This is a genomic window from Pedococcus sp. P1_H8 (assembly GCF_056405175.1).
The window spans coordinates 173,771-188,611 of the sequence record NZ_JBFUCP010000009.1; the positions used below are offsets into that span (position 1 = coordinate 173,771).

Genomic DNA, 14,841 nt, shown 5'->3' on the forward strand with positions numbered 1-14,841 from the left:
GTGAGTGCCACTCCTGCCATGCCTGCCGAGACGGGCCGAGAGTTCGTCCTGACCGTCTCGTGCGCGGATCGACGCGGGATCGTGCACGCCGTCTCGGGGGTGATGCTGGACCTGTCGATGACGATCCTCGACAGCCAGCAGTTCGCCGACCTCAGGGCGGGGGAGTTCCACCTGCGGATGCACCTCCTGCGTGAAGGTCCCTCCCTGCCGGTGGCGGCCCTGGACGCCGCGATGGCAGGCGTGGCAACGGAGTTCGCGATGACGTATGCCGCGCACGACCTGTCGCGGCGGCGCCGGGTGCTGGTCATGGTGAGCCAGCAGGGTCACTGCCTGAACGACCTGCTGTTCCGGGTCGAGAGCGGCTCCCTGCCGATCGAGGTGCCGGCCATCGTCTCCAACCACGAGGACTTCCGCGCGCTGGCGCAGTGGCACGGCATCCCCTTCCACCACGTCCCGGTCACGCGCGACACTAAGCCGGCGGCGGAGGCGGAGCTGCGGCGCCTCGTGGAGCACTACTCCGCCGACACGGTCGCGCTCGCGCGCTACATGCAGATCCTGTCGAGCGAGCTGTGCGCCGACTTCCCGGGCCGAATCATCAACATCCACCACTCGCTCCTGCCCAGCTTCAAGGGAGCCAAGCCCTACACCCAGGCCCACGACCGCGGGGTCAAGGTCATCGGTGCGACCGCGCACTACGTCACGGCCGACCTCGACGAGGGCCCGATCATCGAACAGGACTTTCGCCGGGTGGACCACCGGATGAGCCCGGCCGAGCTGGCCTCGGTGGGACAGGAGCTGGAGGCCATGGCGTTTGCCCGGGCCCTGCGGTGGCACGCCGAGCACCGCGTCGTCCTGCGCGGCCGCCGCACCATCGTCTTCGACTGATCAGGCCCCTCCCCGTTCGTCGCGAGCGGCGGACGGGGTGCCAGATCTCGGGCCAGCTGGCCCCAATTCTGTGTGTGGTAGCGGTGTGGGCGAGTGGGGACGAGGTCAGCGGGGCTGGATGAGGTCCCAGGCGTTGCCGTAGAGGTCCTCGAAGACCGCCACGCTGCCGTAGGTCTCGTGCCGCGGCTCCTCACGGAAGTGCACCCCCGCGGCGACCATCCGTGCGTGGTCGGCAGCGAAGTCGTCGGTCGCCAGGAAGTACATGACGCGGCCGCCACCGGGGTCGCCGAGCCTGGCCTCCTGCTCGGGAGTGCTGGCGCGGGCCAGCAGCAGCTGCGTCGCGTCTGACCCAGCCGGGCGGACGACGACCCAGCGGGTGCCGTCGCCGCGGTCGGTGTCCTCGACGAGGTCGAAGCCGGCCCGGTCGCGGTACCACTCCAGGGCCTCGTCGTAGTCGCGGACGAGGAGGGTCACGAGACTCAGGCGTTGGGGCATTCAGCCATCCTCGCGCACGGCTCGCTGCAGGGCGCGCAGGTACGCAGCTGCAGCTACCCGCTGGAGCCACCACGAGACCGGACCGCCGAGTCGCGTCAGCCAGCCGCCGGGTCGCGAGTAGGCGCGCACCACGGCATACACCTCGGCACCGCGGCGCTCCACGAGGAAGCCCTCCTCGCCGCTCTCGATGTGGCCCTCGAGGGTGCCGTAGCCGAACCCGGTGCGCTCGTTGCCGTCCACGGCCCAGACGATCCGGCACGGCACGCCGACGACGAGGAGACGGCTGAGGATCTCGACTCCCACGGCGGCCCGCGGGGCGGTCGCCTGTGGCCGCAAGCCCAGTCCTCGTTGCGCCCCATAGGTCATCACGGACTCACTGGCCCGGCGGTATGCCGCGTCGCCGGCTCCCAGCCGCCGCTCCACCTCGAGGTGGTGGTAGCCCGGGGGCAGTGGGCCGTCCAGGGTGAGGCCGCGCGGCTCGTAGGTGAGCTGCCGCGAGGCCAGGTCAGCGAGCTTCACGGAGCTTCCTCGGTGCGCATGGGGGGCGACGCGAGAACGATCTGGGCGGCCTCCTCGGCCGTCTCCACCAGGTGGATCACCGAACCCAGGCCTCGCTCCTGGCCGAGGGCGCGCACCGCGGCCCACACCGGCACCGTCTCGGACCAGTACTCCTGTCCGACGAGGACGAGGGGCGCGAGCCGGGTCTGTCCCGGTGCGTAGAAGAGCGGGGTGACTGCCTGGAAGATCTCCTGCACGGTGCCCGCGGCTCCCTCCAGCACCACCAACCCCGCGGTGGCACGGGCGAGGAGGCCGTCCTCCCGGATCGCGTTGGAGAAGTACTTGCCGATGCCGTCGCAGAAGACGTTCGGCGGTTCGTGGCCGTAGAACCACGTGGGGATGCCGAGGCTGCCCGCGCCATCGGCACGCGGCAGCTCCGCCCGCACCGCCAGGGCTGAGCTCACCCAGGCGGCGACCGACGGGCGGAACGACGGCACCGAGGCAAGCTCGTCGAGGGCCACCCCGAGGGAGGACTCGTCGCGGGCGAGGGCTCCGAGGTTGGCGGCCTCCATGGCACCGGGTCCGCCGCCGGTGGCGACGACGAGGCCTCCGGCAGCGAGGGAACGCCCCAGTGCCGCCGCCGCGGCATACGCAGAGGTGCCGCGCGCCAGGGCATGGCCGCCCATGACGCCGACGACTGGGCGGGCTGCGACGAACTCGTCCAGGGCGTCAGTGATGGAGTCGTCGTGGATCGCCCTCAGCAGGGTGACGAAAGCGTCGCGGTGCACGGCGCCATCCCGCATCCATTGGTAGGCAAGGAAATCCGGTGTCGACTCGTACCCGCCGTCAGCGAGCCCCGCGTAGAGCTCGTCGGCGGTGTAGAGCGAGGCGCGATAGGGGTCGATCGGAGCGTGCGGGTCTGTGGGAAAGACCAGTGCGCGGTGCGCACCGAGATGGGCGCCCAGGGCGGGAGAGAGGCGCCCACCGAGGACCACGAGCCCTTCGACGTCCGTGCGTGCGAGCAGGCGATCCTCGTAGCCCGTGAGGTCGAGGTCCTGGAAGCGGAGCCCCGTCAGCGGGCGGCCCGAGGAGAGCACGGCGTCGAGGTCGGCGAGGTTTTCCACCTCGGGGTCGGGGGTGCTCCTGCGGGCGCCGTCCATGGCCTGACTCTAGACGCGGCCAGGGCCTGTCTAGAGTCGGGCCATGGACGTCGGGTTCTCGCAGTGGGTGGCCACCGCCGGCTGGCGCAGCGAGGCGACGCGGTGGATCACCGACGAGCTCGCGGCGGTCGGCCTGGGGGTGACGGGCGACATCGAGCAGCCGCGGATCCGACCGTGGTCGACCCAGCTCGTCGTGCCGAGCGACCGGGGCAGGGTGTGGTTCAAGGCCAACTGCCCTTCGGCCGCGTTCGAGCCTGCCGTCCACCTGGCCCTCGCGGAGCTGGAGCCGGCAGAGGTCGAAGCGCCGTTGGCCATCGACGCCGACCGCGGCTGGATGATGACGGCCGACCGCGGGCTGACCCTGGGCGACAGCCACGACGCCACGCTGGCGGACTGGAAGGCCGTCGTCGCCCTGGCGGCACGGGTCCAGCGCCGGGTGGCCGGCCACGGCCGGACGCTGGTCGAGCAGGGTCTGCCCGACTGTTCACCTGCCACCGTCCCGGCCCGCTTCGACTGGCTCGTGGGGGAGCTCGAGGCGTTGCCCACCGACCATCCGTCGCATCTCCCAGCTGACGAGGCGCAGTCGCTGCGTGGTCAGTCGGCAGTGGTGGACGCCGCCGTGGAGGCCCTGCTCGCAGCGCCGATGCCCTCGAGCCTGCAGCACGGTGACCTGCACCCCCGCAACGTGTTCGCCCTGGACGACGGCCTGCGCTTCTTCGACTTCGGTGATGCGCAGTGGGCACACGTGCTGGAGGTCCTGGCGGTGCCCTACGGTTTCGCGACCCGGGTGACCCACCATCCGTGGGCCGAGATCCTCGACGCCTACGCCTCGGTCTGGTCCGACGTCATCGATGCCGATGCGCTCGAGTCCCTGATGGCCCCGGCGATGGTCACCCACGCGGTCAACCGGTCCTTCACGTGGCTCGGCGCCGTCGTCGGTGCGCAGCCCGACGAGCTGGCCGAGTGGGGCGACGCGCCCCTGTACTACCTCAGGCTGGCGCTGGAGCCGTTCCCGCCGACTGACCCCGAGTCCGGCCCGTAGCGGCCGCCAGCTAGACGTTGCCGAGCACGCGGTCGACGGCGATCTCCACCACGACGCGCTCGGGGTTCTCACGCGGCACCCGGTAACGGCCGGCATACCGGTCGACCGCGTCGGCCACTGCCGACGCGTCGGTGAGCACCCGCGCCGTGCCCTCGAAGGAGAGCCAGTGGCGGCCGTCCACCTGGCACACGACGGCCCGACCTCCGAGCGCGGCGTTGCGCGCCTTGCGACTGGTGCCGCTGGTGATCACCCGGACGACGAGGGCCTCGCTGTCCCAGGTGAATCCGACCGGCACGACGTGCGGAGACCCGTCCGGCCGCAACGTCGTGAGCGTGGCCAGGTGTCGGGCCGTGACGAACTCGAGGGCGGCGGGTGACAGGGCTGCTGGGGCGGTCGACACGAGTGGAGTCTTCCCTAGTGACCGGTGAGTGCGCTGAGTAGCCGGCCGAGTCGGGCGGGTCGGCCGGTGCGGGCCTCCTCGCGGTCGGCTGCGTCGGCGAGCCTGAGACCGGCGTTGATGCCCGCCCACCGGAGGGGTTCGGGCTCCCAGCGTCTGCTTCGGTGCCCGACCCACGGCAGCTCGGTGAGGGGTGTGTGCCGGCCGGTCACCAGGTCGGCCAGCGTGCGTCCCGCGAGGTTCGCGGCCGCCACCCCGTCGCCGACGTAGCCACCGGCCCAGCCCAGGCCGGTGGACTGGTCGTGGCCGACGGACGGGTGCCAGTCGCGGGCGATCCCGAGCGGGCCGCCCCAGGCGTGGGTGAAGCGGGCGCCCTCGACCTGGGGGAGCAGGTCGGTGAGGGTCGCGCGGAGGTCGGCGAAAACAGTTGGCTCGTGGTCGAACTCGGGCCTGATGCGCGACCCGTAGTGATAGGGCGCTCCTCGCCCGCCGAACGCCAGTCGGCCGTCGGCGGTGCGCTGGCCGTAGATGATGACGTGACGGTGGTCGCTGAACACCTCGCGATCGGCGAGCCCGATCGACTCCCACTGCGCTGCCGTGAGGGGTTCGGTGGCGACCACGAGCGAGTAGACCGGGGCGACCGTGCGGCGTTCGCCCGGGAGTAGGGGGGTCCACGCCTCGGTGGCCCGGATGACGTGGCGGGCAACGACGTGACGACCGTCGGACAGCGTGGCGCGACCCGGCTCGATGGTGCTGACCCGCACCCCTTCGACCACCTCGGCGCCCTGCGACCGCACGGTCGCGGCCAGGCCGTCGACGAGCAGCCGCGGATGGACCCGCGCGCAGTGCGGGGTGAACGTCCCGCCCTGGACCCGGCTGGCAGCCAGCCGCTCGGTCGCCTCCGCGGCATCGAGCCACCGGGTGCCGGTGCCCCACTGCTCGGCGTGCGCCACCTCGGCCTGCGCCCTGACGGCCTGGGCGTCGGACCGCGCCAGGGCGAGGGAGCCACCCTTGCGGAATCCGCACTCGATCCCCGCCGATTCCGTTGCCCTGCCGACCTCGTCGACGGTGTGTCGCAGCTCTTCCAACATGGCCACGGCGGCGCTGCGACCCCGGCTGCGGGACAGGGCCTCGGGACCGACCGGCCACAGCGCGGACACCCAGCCGCCGTTGCGCCCGCTCGCACCGAAGCCGACCTGCTCGGCCTCGAGGACCAGGACGTCGAGCGAGGGGTCCGCCAGCAGCAGGTAGTGGGCGGTCCACAGCCCGGTGAACCCGCCGCCGACGACGACCACGTCGGCGCGGGCCGGGAGGGCAGGTGAGGAGGGCCCGTCTGCCGGCGACGCGGCATACGGGCCCTCCTCATGTCCGTCACTGGACCACAGGGGTTCGGTCACGGGCCGTCGACGCGCGTCAGAGGTGCTTCTCCGCCCCGGTGAGCACCGAGCGGAGGCGCGACTCGATGTCGTCGAACTCGGTCTGCCCGATGATCAGGGGCGGCGCGAGCTGGATGACCGGGTCGCCGCGGTCGTCGGCACGGCAGTAGAGGCCGGCGTCGAACAGCGCCTTGGACAGGTAGCCGCGCAGCAGCCGCTCGCACTCGGCGTCGTTGAACGTCTCGCGGGTCTCCTTGTCCTTGACCAGCTCGATGCCGTAGAAGTAGCCGGCTCCGCGGACGTCGCCGACGATCGGCAGGTCGAGCAGCTTCTCGAGCGTGGCCCTGAACTTGGGGGCGTTGTCCTTCACGTGCTGGTTCAGGCCCTCGCGCTCGAAGATGTCGAGGTTGGCCATCGCCACTGCCGCGCTGACCGGGTGGCCGCCGAAGGTGTAGCCGTGCGGGAAGTAGGTCGTCCCCTTCTTGAACGGCTCGAAGAGCCGGTCGCTGGCGATCATCGCGCCGATGGGGGAGTATCCCGAGGTCATGCCCTTGGCGCAGGTGATGATGTCGGGCACGTAGCCGAAGTCGTCGCAGGCGAACATCGAGCCGATCCGGCCGAACGAGCAGATCACCTCGTCGGAGACCAGCAGGACGTCGTACTCGTCGCAGATCTCGCGGACCCGCTCGAAGTAGCCGGCCGGCGGCGGGAAGCAACCACCGGAGTTCTGCACCGGCTCGAGGAAGACGGCGGCCACGGTGTCGGGGCCCTCGAACTCGATGGCCTCGGCGATCCGGTCGGCGGCCCAGCGGCCGAACGCCTTGTCGTCGTCGCGCAGGTGCTCCGGGGCGCGGTAGGAGTTGGTGTTCGGGACCTTGAAGGCGCCGGGCACGAGCGGCTCGAACATCTCCTTGGCCGCGGGGATGCCGGTGATGGACAGGGCTCCCTGGGGAGTGCCGTGGTAGGCGACCGCGCGGCTGATGACCTTGTGCTTGGTGGGCTTGCCCATCAGCTTGAAGTACTGCTTGGCCAGCTTCCAGGCCGTCTCGACGGCCTCGCCTCCACCCGTCGTGAAGAACACGCGGTTGAGGTCACCGGGAGCGCCCGCGGCCAGGCGCTCGGCCAGCTCGATGGCGCGGGGGTGGGCGTAGGACCACAGGGGGAAGAAGGCCAGCTCCTTCGCCTGCTTGGCGGCCGCCTCGGCGAGCTCCTCGCGGCCGTGGCCGACCTGGACGACGAAGAGCCCGGAGAGCCCGTCGATGTACTCGTTGCCGCGGTCGTCCCAGATCTTGTGACCCTGGCCGCGGGTGATGATGGGGACGCTGTGGCCCAGTCCGCCCTCGCTGCGGTCCTCGAAGACCGAGTGGCGGGTGAAGTGCATCCAGAGGTGGTCGCGGGCGGCCTCGCTGTGCAGCGTGCCCAGCGGGGTGTGCGTGTCGCTGGACGGTTCGAAGATGGACAGGTCAGTGGTCATCGAGTACCCCAGTTGTAGTGCTGTTTGTTGAGTTTCAGGTAGACGAACGTCTCGGTGGTCTGCACCCCCGGGAGGGTGCGGATGCGCCGGGTCAGCAGGTCGAGCAGCTCGGCGTCGTCCTCGCAGACGACCTCGGCCAGCAGGTCGAAGGAGCCTGCCGTCGTGACGACGTAGGACACCTCCGACATGGCGGTCAGGGCATCGCCGACCGGTAGCAGGTCGCCGTCGACGCGGATGCCGATCATGGCCTGACGGCGAAAGCCCACCTGCAGTGGATCGGTGACCGCGACGATCTGCATGACCTCCTGGTCGAGGAGCCGCTGCACGCGCTGGCGCACCGCTGCCTCGGACAGGCCCACGCGCTTGGCGATCGTCGCGTAGGACTGCCGACCGTCCACCTGCAGCTGCTCGATGATCGCCTTCGACACGTCGTCGAGGCGCACATCGCTGCTGGTGCTGGCGGGCCGGGTCACGGTGGCCATGGTGTCCTTCGGAAGCGCTTCGCGCAAGTCCCAACACGACGGAATCGGTCGCCTTCGCACCAAAATCGCAACGCTTTCCGCATTCCAAGGGTCCGAACCTATTGAAATCCGCCGTGGGGCGGCTACAGTGCCAGACACCGGAATCAGTACCCGATCCGCATTGGAGCATCAGTGACTGCCACGTCCGCGGGCCCCCGCGTCCTGCGCAACTTCATCAACGGCGAGTTCGTGGAGGCGCGCAGCGATGCGACTTCCGACATCGTCAGCCCGGTCACCGCCCAGGTGGTTGCCACGGCCCCCATCTCGACCGCGGACGACGTCGACGCCGCCTACGCCTCCGCAGCCAAGGCCTTCGAGGAGTGGGGGCAGACCACGCCGAGCGAGCGGCAGCAGGCACTGCTCAAGTTCGCCGACGCGATCGAGAAGCGCGCCGACGAGTTCGTGAAGCTCGAGTCGGAGAACACCGGCAAGCCGCACGCCCTCACGGCGAGCGAGGAGATCCCGCCGATGGTCGACCAGCTGCGCTTCTTCGCCGGCGCAGCGCGGGTGCTCGAGGGGCGCGCCGCGGGTGAGTACATGAAGGGCCACACCAGCTGGGTCCGCCGTGAGCCGATCGGGGTCGTCGGCCAGGTGACCCCCTGGAACTACCCGATGATGATGGCGGTCTGGAAGATCGGTCCGGCACTGGCCGCCGGCAACACCATCGTCCTCAAGCCGTCCGACACGACTCCCGAGACGACCTTGCTGATGGCCGAGATCGCCTCCGAGTTCCTGCCACCGGGCACCTTCAACGTCGTTACCGGTGACCGTGACACCGGCCGCGCGGTCGTCGAGCACAAGACCCCCGCCCTCGTCGCCATCACCGGTTCCGTCCGGGCCGGCATGCAGGTCGCCGAGAGTGCCAGCCGCAACCTCAAGCGGGTCCACCTCGAGCTGGGCGGCAAGGCCCCTGTCATCGTCTTCGACGACGCCGACATCGAGGCGGCGGTCGAGGGCATCGCCATCGCCGGCTACTTCAACGCGGGGCAGGACTGCACGGCCGCGACCCGGGTGCTGGCCGCTCCGCGCATCCACGACGACTTCGTCGCGGCCCTGGGGGAGTACGCCAAGAACTCCGCGACGGTCGGTCTGCCCGACAACGACGACGCGCTGCTCGGCCCCGTCAACAACCGTGGCCAGCTCGAGCGCATCGAAGGGTTCCTGTCGCGGCTGCCCGACCACGCGTCGGTCGCCGCCGGCGGACACCGGATGTCCAGCCTGGGCGACGGCTTCTTCCTCGAGCCGACTGTGCTCTCGGGGCTGCAGCAGGACGACGAGGCCATCCAGGACGAGATCTTCGGCCCGGTCATCACCGTCCAGCGCTTCACCGACGAGGCGGAGGCGCTGCGGTGGGCCAACGGGGTCGACTACGGACTGGCCTCGAGCGTCTGGACCAAGGACTTCGGCCGGGCGATGCGGGTGTCCAAGTCGCTCGACTTCGGCTGCGTCTGGATCAACACGCACATCCCGATCGTCGCCGAGATGCCCCATGGCGGGTTCAAGAAGTCCGGCTACGGCAAGGACCTGTCCATGTACGGCTTCGAGGACTACACCCGCATCAAGCACGTTATGGCCAACATCGACAGCTGAGCCACCCGCGCGCACCATGACGCGGTCCACGCCCCCGACGCACACCCTCACCCCGCAGGAGAGATCGATGAACGAACAGACCCCCGTCACCCCCATGCAGGCAGCCTTCCTGCGTGGCGTGCTGAGTCGGCGCACCCTGATGGTCGGTTCCGCCGGTCTCGGAGTCACCGCCCTGGCGGCGTGCGGCTCCAAGGGCAAGACGGCCACGAACTCGGGCAGCAGCACCACCGCGCCCACGGCCAAGGCAGCGCAGGACATGTCCGACACGGACAAGGTCATCAACTGGTCGAACTGGCAGCAGTACATCGACGTCTCGGAGGACGAGAAGAGCCGACCGACCCTTGATGCCTTCACGAAGGCCACCGGGATCAAGGTCAACTACACCGAGGACTACAACGACAACGACGAGTTCTACGCCAAGGTCCGGCCGCTGCTGGCCGGTGGTCAGGACACTGGTCGCGACGTCTGGTGCTCCACCGACTGGATGGTGGCCCGGCTGATCCGACAGGGTTACGTGCAGCCGCTCGACAAGGCCAACATCCCGAACGCCAAGAACCTCGAGGCCGCCTTCCAGGACGTGTCCTTCGACCCCGGACGCAAGTACTCCCTGCCGTGGCAGGCCGGCTTCGCCTGCATCGGGTACAACACGAAGGCGACCGGCGGCAAGAAGATCGAGACGATCACCCAGCTGCTGACTGACCCGTCGCTCAAGGGCAAGGTCACCCTGCTCTCGGAGATGCGCGACACCGTCGGCCTCGTCCTGCTCGACCAGGGCAAGGACCCGTCGAACTTCACCGATGCCGACTTCAAGGCCGCGATCGACATGATCCAGAAGGCCAAGGACGCGGGCCAGATCCAGAAGTTCACCGGCAACGAGTACACCGACGGGCTCAGCGCCGGTGACATCGCCGCCTGCGTCGCCTGGTCCGGTGACGTGGCATCGCTCGGGCTCGACGCCCCCGAGCTCGGCCTGACGCTCCCCGCCGCCGGATACACCCTGTGGTCGGACAACTTCGTCATTCCCGCGATGGCCAAGCACAAGAAGAACGCCGAGAAGCTCATCAACTACTACTACGAACCCAAGGTGATGGGTGAGGTCGAGGCCTGGGTCAACTACATCTCGCCGGTGGCCGGCACCAAGGACGCGGTGGTGGCGATCGACAAGAGCCTGGGTGCCAACCAGCTCATCTTCCCTTCGACCGAGACCCTGTCCAAGGCGAAGAAGTTCCGGGACCTCAGCGCCAAGGAAGAGTCCGAGTACACCCGCATGTTCACCAACCTGGCGACGGGCTGATGGCGACGGAGACGTCCGGGGACCTGCGGCTGACCGGTCTGACCAAGCAGTTCGACACCTTCACCGCGGTCCATCCCATGGACCTCGTGATCCCTCAGGGCTCCTTCTTCGCGCTGCTCGGCCCGTCGGGCTGTGGCAAGACCACGACGCTGCGGATGGTGGCCGGGCTCGAGCAGCCCAGTGGTGGGCGGATCCACATCGGCGACAAGGACATCACCGACACCAAGGCGCACCAGCGCAACGTCAACACGGTGTTCCAGTCCTACGCGCTGTTTCCGCACATGAGCGTGATCGACAACGTCGAGTTCGGGCTCAAGCGCCGGGGCGACAAGGCCGCGAAGACCAAGGCCAGGGAAGTCCTCGAGCTCGTCCAGCTCGGCGAGGTCGCGAGGAAGAAGCCGGCGCAGCTGTCCGGCGGCATGCAGCAGCGCGTCGCGCTCGCCCGCGCCGTGGTGAACCGTCCCGACGTGCTATTGCTCGACGAGCCCCTCGGCGCCCTCGACCTCAAGCTGCGCCGCCAGATGCAGATCGAGCTCAAGCGGATCCAGCAGGAGGTCGGCCTGACCTTCATCCACGTCACCCACGACCAGGAAGAGGCCATGACCATGGCCGACACCATCGCGGTGATGAACGCCGGCCGCATCGAGCAGCTCGGCGACCCGGCCACGCTCTACGAGCGTCCCGCGTCGACCTTCGTGGCCAACTTCCTGGGGCAGTCCAACCTGCTCAAGGCAACGGTGACAGGTGGTGCGACGGGCGCGGAGGTGCCGGTCACGGCATACGACACGGCCCTCACGGTGGCGGCGGACCACTTGCCCGAGGGCACCAAGGAGATCTGGCTCGGGGTGCGCCCCGAAAAGCTCCGACTGGGGGAGCACGGTGGACCGAACCGCCTCAGCGGCACGGTCACCGACGTGTCCTTCTCGGGGGTGGCGACGCAATACCTCGTGCGTATGCCGTGGGGCCAGGAGCTCACCGTCGTGCAGCAGAACGACGGGTCGGGTCGGGCGCGACGGGGTGACGACGTCACCGTGTCGTGGGCGGCCGAGCACGGGTTCGCGCTGGACGCGGCGCAGGCGGCCGACGCCGGCGTCGAGGAGGAGGGGTAGTGGCCGAGGTTGCGGCGATCGGCGGGGGGACACCCGTCAACAAGCCGGTCCGCCGGGGTCGCTGGGTTCCCTACGCACTGCTCGCCCCCGGTCTGCTGTGGCTGATGGTCTTCTTCGTCGCGCCCATGATCACGCTGGGGTCCCAGTCGCTGCAGGAGGGCAACGTCGACGAGGGCTACACGTTCACGGGCAACGTGGGCATCTACGCCGACGCCTTCCAGCGCTACTGGCCACACCTGCTGCGCTCGATCGGCTACGCCGGCACTGCGACGATCCTCGCGCTGCTGCTCGGCTACCCGCTGGCGTACTTCATGGCGCAGAAGGCCGGTCGCTGGAAGAACATCCTGCTCGTCCTGGTCATCGCGCCGTTCTTCACCAGCTTCCTGATCCGCACGTTGGCGTGGCGCAACATCCTGTCCGACGACGGCCCGGTGGTGGCGTTGGCCCAGTCGACCGGCTTCACGAGCCTGTTGCAGGCCGTGGGCCTCACCGACAACGACACGCTCCTGGCGTCCAAGTTCGCCGTGATCTGCGGACTCACCTACAACTTCCTGCCCTTCATGATCCTGCCGCTCTACGCGTCACTGGAGCGCCTCGACAGTCGCCTCGTCGAGGCGGCCGGCGATCTCTACGCCTCTCCCCGAGAGGCCTTCCGACGGGTCACGTGGCCGCTGTCGTTGCCCGGGGTCGTGGCCGGCACGCTGCTCACCTTCATCCCCGCCGCGGGTGACTTCATCAACTCGCGGCTGCTGGGCAACACCCAGACCGTGATGATCGGCCAGGTCATCGACAGCCAGTTCCTGCGGGTGCTCGACTATCCCCTGGCCGCCGCGCTGTCGTTCATCCTGCTCATCCTCATCGTCGCCCTGGTCGCGGCCTATGTGCGCAAGGCCGGCACCGAGGAGCTGGTCTGACATGGCCGTCCTCGCCTGGGTTCGCCGGCACCTCGTCGCCTTCGCGGCGTTCGCCGTGCTGCTCTACCTGCTCATCCCGAACGTCGTCGTGGCGGTGTTCTCCTTCAACGACCCGGTGGGCAAGTTCAACTACAACTGGGCACGCTTCTCGACGGACGCGTGGACGAACCCGTGCGGGTCTCCCGGGATCTGCAGCTCGCTGGGTCTGAGTCTGCGGATCGGGGTGACTGCCTCCGTTGTTGCCACCGTCCTCGGCACGATGGTCGCCCTCGCTCTCGGCCGCTACCGGTTCCGCGGGCGGGCTGCGACGAACCTGCTCATCTTCGTCCCGATGGCCACGCCCGAGGTCGTCATGGGCTCCAGCCTGCTGACCCTGTTCCTCATGCTGGGGATCCCCTCGGGTGCGACGGCGATCCTCATCGCGCACATCATGTTCTGCGTCTCGTTCGTGGTGGTCGCGGTGAAGGCGAGGGTGGCCACGCTCGACCCGCGGCTCGAGGAGGCGGCGGCCGACCTGGGCGCCACACCCGCCCAGACGTTCCTGCGGGTGACCCTGCCGTTGGCGGCCCCCGGGATCGCTGCGGGAGCGCTGCTGGCCTTCTCGCTCAGCTTTGACGACTACATCATCACCAACTTCAACGCCTCACCCAGCTCGATCACCTTCCCGATGTTCGTCTGGGGCGCGGCCCAACGCGGGGTCCCGGTCCAGGTCAACGTCATCGGCACCGTCATGTTCCTGGCGGCCCTCGCGTTCGTAATCGGCGGACAGCTCCTCTCCAGCCGACGTCAGAAAGCAGCCTGATCCAGCATGCGCATCCTGATGATCGGCGCCGGCGGCGTCGGTGACGCTGCCGCACGCATCGCCGTCGAACGGGACTTCTTCGAGTCCTTCGTCGTGGCCGACTACGACCTCGGTCGCGCTCAGGCCACGGTCGCGGCGGCAACGGCCAGGCGCCACGGCGAGCAGCGGCTCGTCGCCGCGCAGGTCGACGCGTCCGACGGGGACGCCGTGGCGGCGCTGGCGCGCGAGCACGGCGCGACGCACGTCTTCAACGCCGTCGACCCGAGGTTCGTCATGCCGATCTTCCGCGGCGCCCTCGCGGCCGGTGCGGGCTACCTCGACATGGCCATGAGCCTGTCCCGTCGGCACCCGGAGGAGCCCTACGCCAAGGTCGGCGTCAAGCTCGGTGACGAGCAGTTCGCCATGGCGGGGGAGTGGGAGGAGTCCGGGCAGCTGGCCCTGCTCGGGATCGGTGTCGAGCCCGGGCTGTCGGACGTCCTTGCGCGCTATGCGTCCGACCACCTCTTCTCGAGGATCGAGGAGCTCGGCACGCGTGACGGGGCCAACCTCGCGGTCCTCGACGAGGACGGCAACGAGACCTTCGCGCCGAGCTTCTCGATGTGGACCATCATCGAGGAGTGCCTCAACCCGCCGGTGGTGTGGGAGCGCTCACGGGCCGACGCTGGTGGGGGAGCCGTCGAGGCTGGCTTCTTCACCCTGCCGGCCTTCAGCGAGCCGGAGGTCTTCGACTTCCCCGAAGGCATCGGACCCGTGGAATGCGTTCACGTCGAGCACGAGGAGGTGCTCCTCATGCCCCGCTGGCTCGACGCGCAGCGGGTGACCTTCAAGTACGGCCTCGGTGACGAGCTCATCACCATCCTGCGCACCCTGCACACGCTCGGCCTCGACGGCACCGATCCCGTCACGGTCAAGGGCCTTCAGGTGTCGCCCCGCGACGTCGTCGCCGCGGTGCTGCCCGATCCGGCCACCATCGGCCCGCGGATGAAGGGCAAGACCTGCGCCGGTGTCTGGGTCACGGGCACCGGCAAGGACGGTCAGCCGCGCAGCACCTACCTCTACCACGTGGTGGACAACGAGGAGACGATGCGCGAGTACGGCGCCCAGTGCGTCGTCTGGCAGACCGCGGTCAACCCCGTGGTGGCCTTGGAGCTGTTGGCGAACGGCACCTGGAGCGGGTCCGGCATCCTCGGCCCGGAGGCTTTCGACGCGGTGCCGTTCCTCGAGCTCCTGTCCGCGCCCAAGCCCGACGGGTACGGCTCCCCCTGGGGCCTGGAAGACCGCTGA

General features: G+C 69.5%; 15 protein-coding genes. 8 read left to right on the forward strand and 7 right to left on the reverse strand.

Features of this window, described 5'->3' with window-relative positions; all coding sequences use genetic code 11:
- Positions 1-18 precede the first annotated feature (18 nt).
- The gene (gene purU / locus AC1DYG_RS14915) at positions 19-885 is read left to right on the forward strand and encodes a formyltetrahydrofolate deformylase (protein WP_477640683.1); all 867 of its coding nucleotides are present in this window, start codon (positions 19-21) and stop codon (positions 883-885) included.
- A 105-nt stretch (positions 886-990) separates the two neighbouring features.
- On the opposite strand, the gene AC1DYG_RS14920 is transcribed toward purU, so the two are convergent.
- The 3 genes from AC1DYG_RS14920 to AC1DYG_RS14930 are packed head-to-tail and all read right to left on the reverse strand — an operon-like array spanning position 991 to position 3,038.
- A complete protein-coding gene (locus tag AC1DYG_RS14920) occupies positions 991-1,380 on the reverse strand; it encodes a VOC family protein (RefSeq protein WP_477640642.1) in 390 nt (129 codons plus the stop codon).
- Positions 1,381-1,899, reverse strand: a complete 519-nt coding sequence (locus tag AC1DYG_RS14925) for a DUF1990 family protein (protein WP_477640643.1) — start codon at positions 1,897-1,899, stop codon at positions 1,381-1,383. It abuts the gene before it with no gap.
- Positions 1,896-3,038: an LOG family protein gene (locus AC1DYG_RS14930; RefSeq protein WP_477640644.1), complete on the reverse strand. Its 1,143-nt coding sequence runs from the start codon at positions 3,036-3,038 to the stop codon at positions 1,896-1,898. Before AC1DYG_RS14930 ends, AC1DYG_RS14925 begins: the two co-directional genes overlap by 4 nt.
- A gap of 43 nt (positions 3,039-3,081) precedes the next feature.
- Here AC1DYG_RS14930 and AC1DYG_RS14935 point away from each other — a divergent pair, with 43 nt between their 5' ends.
- On the forward strand, positions 3,082-4,080 hold the full coding sequence (locus AC1DYG_RS14935; RefSeq protein WP_477640645.1) for a phosphotransferase: 999 nt from the start codon (positions 3,082-3,084) through the stop codon (positions 4,078-4,080).
- Between the two features lie 10 nt (positions 4,081-4,090).
- Here the strand turns inward: AC1DYG_RS14935 and AC1DYG_RS14940 are convergent, their stop codons facing one another.
- The 4 genes from AC1DYG_RS14940 to AC1DYG_RS14955 are packed head-to-tail and all read right to left on the reverse strand — an operon-like array spanning position 4,091 to position 7,809.
- On the reverse strand, positions 4,091-4,480 hold the full coding sequence (locus AC1DYG_RS14940; RefSeq protein ID WP_477640646.1) for a pyridoxamine 5'-phosphate oxidase family protein: 390 nt from the start codon (positions 4,478-4,480) through the stop codon (positions 4,091-4,093).
- A gap of 14 nt (positions 4,481-4,494) precedes the next feature.
- Positions 4,495-5,874: an NAD(P)/FAD-dependent oxidoreductase gene (locus AC1DYG_RS14945; protein ID WP_477640647.1), complete on the reverse strand. Its 1,380-nt coding sequence runs from the start codon at positions 5,872-5,874 to the stop codon at positions 4,495-4,497.
- Positions 5,875-5,890: 16 nt separating this feature from the next.
- Positions 5,891-7,327, reverse strand: a complete 1,437-nt coding sequence (locus AC1DYG_RS14950) for an aspartate aminotransferase family protein (RefSeq protein WP_477640648.1) — start codon at positions 7,325-7,327, stop codon at positions 5,891-5,893.
- Complete coding sequence (locus AC1DYG_RS14955) at positions 7,324-7,809, reverse strand: Lrp/AsnC family transcriptional regulator (protein ID WP_477640649.1); 486 nt, start codon at positions 7,807-7,809, stop codon at positions 7,324-7,326. The genes AC1DYG_RS14950 and AC1DYG_RS14955 overlap by 4 nt, the downstream gene beginning before the upstream one ends.
- A 171-nt stretch (positions 7,810-7,980) precedes the next feature.
- On the opposite strand from AC1DYG_RS14955, the gene AC1DYG_RS14960 reads away from it, so the two are divergent.
- The 6 genes from AC1DYG_RS14960 to AC1DYG_RS14985 all read left to right on the forward strand — a co-directional run bounded on the left by AC1DYG_RS14960 (position 7,981) and on the right by AC1DYG_RS14985 (position 14,841).
- Complete coding sequence (locus AC1DYG_RS14960) at positions 7,981-9,438, forward strand: gamma-aminobutyraldehyde dehydrogenase (RefSeq protein WP_477640650.1); 1,458 nt, start codon at positions 7,981-7,983, stop codon at positions 9,436-9,438.
- A 67-nt stretch (positions 9,439-9,505) separates the two neighbouring features.
- Positions 9,506-10,732, forward strand: coding sequence for a polyamine ABC transporter substrate-binding protein (locus AC1DYG_RS14965; RefSeq protein WP_477640651.1), 1,227 nt, complete (start codon positions 9,506-9,508; stop codon positions 10,730-10,732).
- On the forward strand, positions 10,732-11,841 hold the full coding sequence (locus tag AC1DYG_RS14970) for an ABC transporter ATP-binding protein (RefSeq protein ID WP_477640652.1): 1,110 nt from the start codon (positions 10,732-10,734) through the stop codon (positions 11,839-11,841). The genes AC1DYG_RS14965 and AC1DYG_RS14970 overlap by 1 nt, the downstream gene beginning before the upstream one ends.
- A complete protein-coding gene (locus tag AC1DYG_RS14975; protein WP_477640653.1) occupies positions 11,841-12,755 on the forward strand; it encodes an ABC transporter permease in 915 nt (304 codons plus the stop codon). The genes AC1DYG_RS14970 and AC1DYG_RS14975 overlap by 1 nt, the downstream gene beginning before the upstream one ends.
- A gap of 1 nt (position 12,756) precedes the next feature.
- The gene (locus tag AC1DYG_RS14980; RefSeq protein ID WP_477640654.1) at positions 12,757-13,557 is read left to right on the forward strand and encodes an ABC transporter permease; all 801 of its coding nucleotides are present in this window, start codon (positions 12,757-12,759) and stop codon (positions 13,555-13,557) included.
- A gap of 6 nt (positions 13,558-13,563) precedes the next feature.
- Positions 13,564-14,841, forward strand: a complete 1,278-nt coding sequence (locus tag AC1DYG_RS14985; protein WP_477640655.1) for a saccharopine dehydrogenase family protein — start codon at positions 13,564-13,566, stop codon at positions 14,839-14,841.

What these genes read in the sequence shown, in the direction of transcription:
- AC1DYG_RS14935 (WP_477640645.1), top strand. Translation starts at nt 3,082, where the DNA reads ATGGACGTCGGGTTCTCGCAGTGGGTGGCCACCGCCGGCTGGCGCAGC.
- AC1DYG_RS14930 (WP_477640644.1), bottom strand. Translation starts at nt 3,038, where the DNA reads ATGGACGGCGCCCGCAGGAGCACCCCCGACCCCGAGGTGGAAAACCTC.
- AC1DYG_RS14950 (WP_477640648.1), bottom strand. Translation starts at nt 7,327, where the DNA reads ATGACCACTGACCTGTCCATCTTCGAACCGTCCAGCGACACGCACACC.
- AC1DYG_RS14970 (WP_477640652.1), top strand. Translation starts at nt 10,732, where the DNA reads ATGGCGACGGAGACGTCCGGGGACCTGCGGCTGACCGGTCTGACCAAG.
- AC1DYG_RS14920 (WP_477640642.1), bottom strand. Translation starts at nt 1,380, where the DNA reads ATGCCCCAACGCCTGAGTCTCGTGACCCTCCTCGTCCGCGACTACGAC.
- purU (WP_477640683.1), top strand. Translation starts at nt 19, where the DNA reads ATGCCTGCCGAGACGGGCCGAGAGTTCGTCCTGACCGTCTCGTGCGCG.
- AC1DYG_RS14955 (WP_477640649.1), bottom strand. Translation starts at nt 7,809, where the DNA reads ATGGCCACCGTGACCCGGCCCGCCAGCACCAGCAGCGATGTGCGCCTC.
- AC1DYG_RS14985 (WP_477640655.1), top strand. Translation starts at nt 13,564, where the DNA reads ATGCGCATCCTGATGATCGGCGCCGGCGGCGTCGGTGACGCTGCCGCA.
- AC1DYG_RS14980 (WP_477640654.1), top strand. Translation starts at nt 12,757, where the DNA reads ATGGCCGTCCTCGCCTGGGTTCGCCGGCACCTCGTCGCCTTCGCGGCG.
- AC1DYG_RS14965 (WP_477640651.1), top strand. Translation starts at nt 9,506, where the DNA reads ATGAACGAACAGACCCCCGTCACCCCCATGCAGGCAGCCTTCCTGCGT.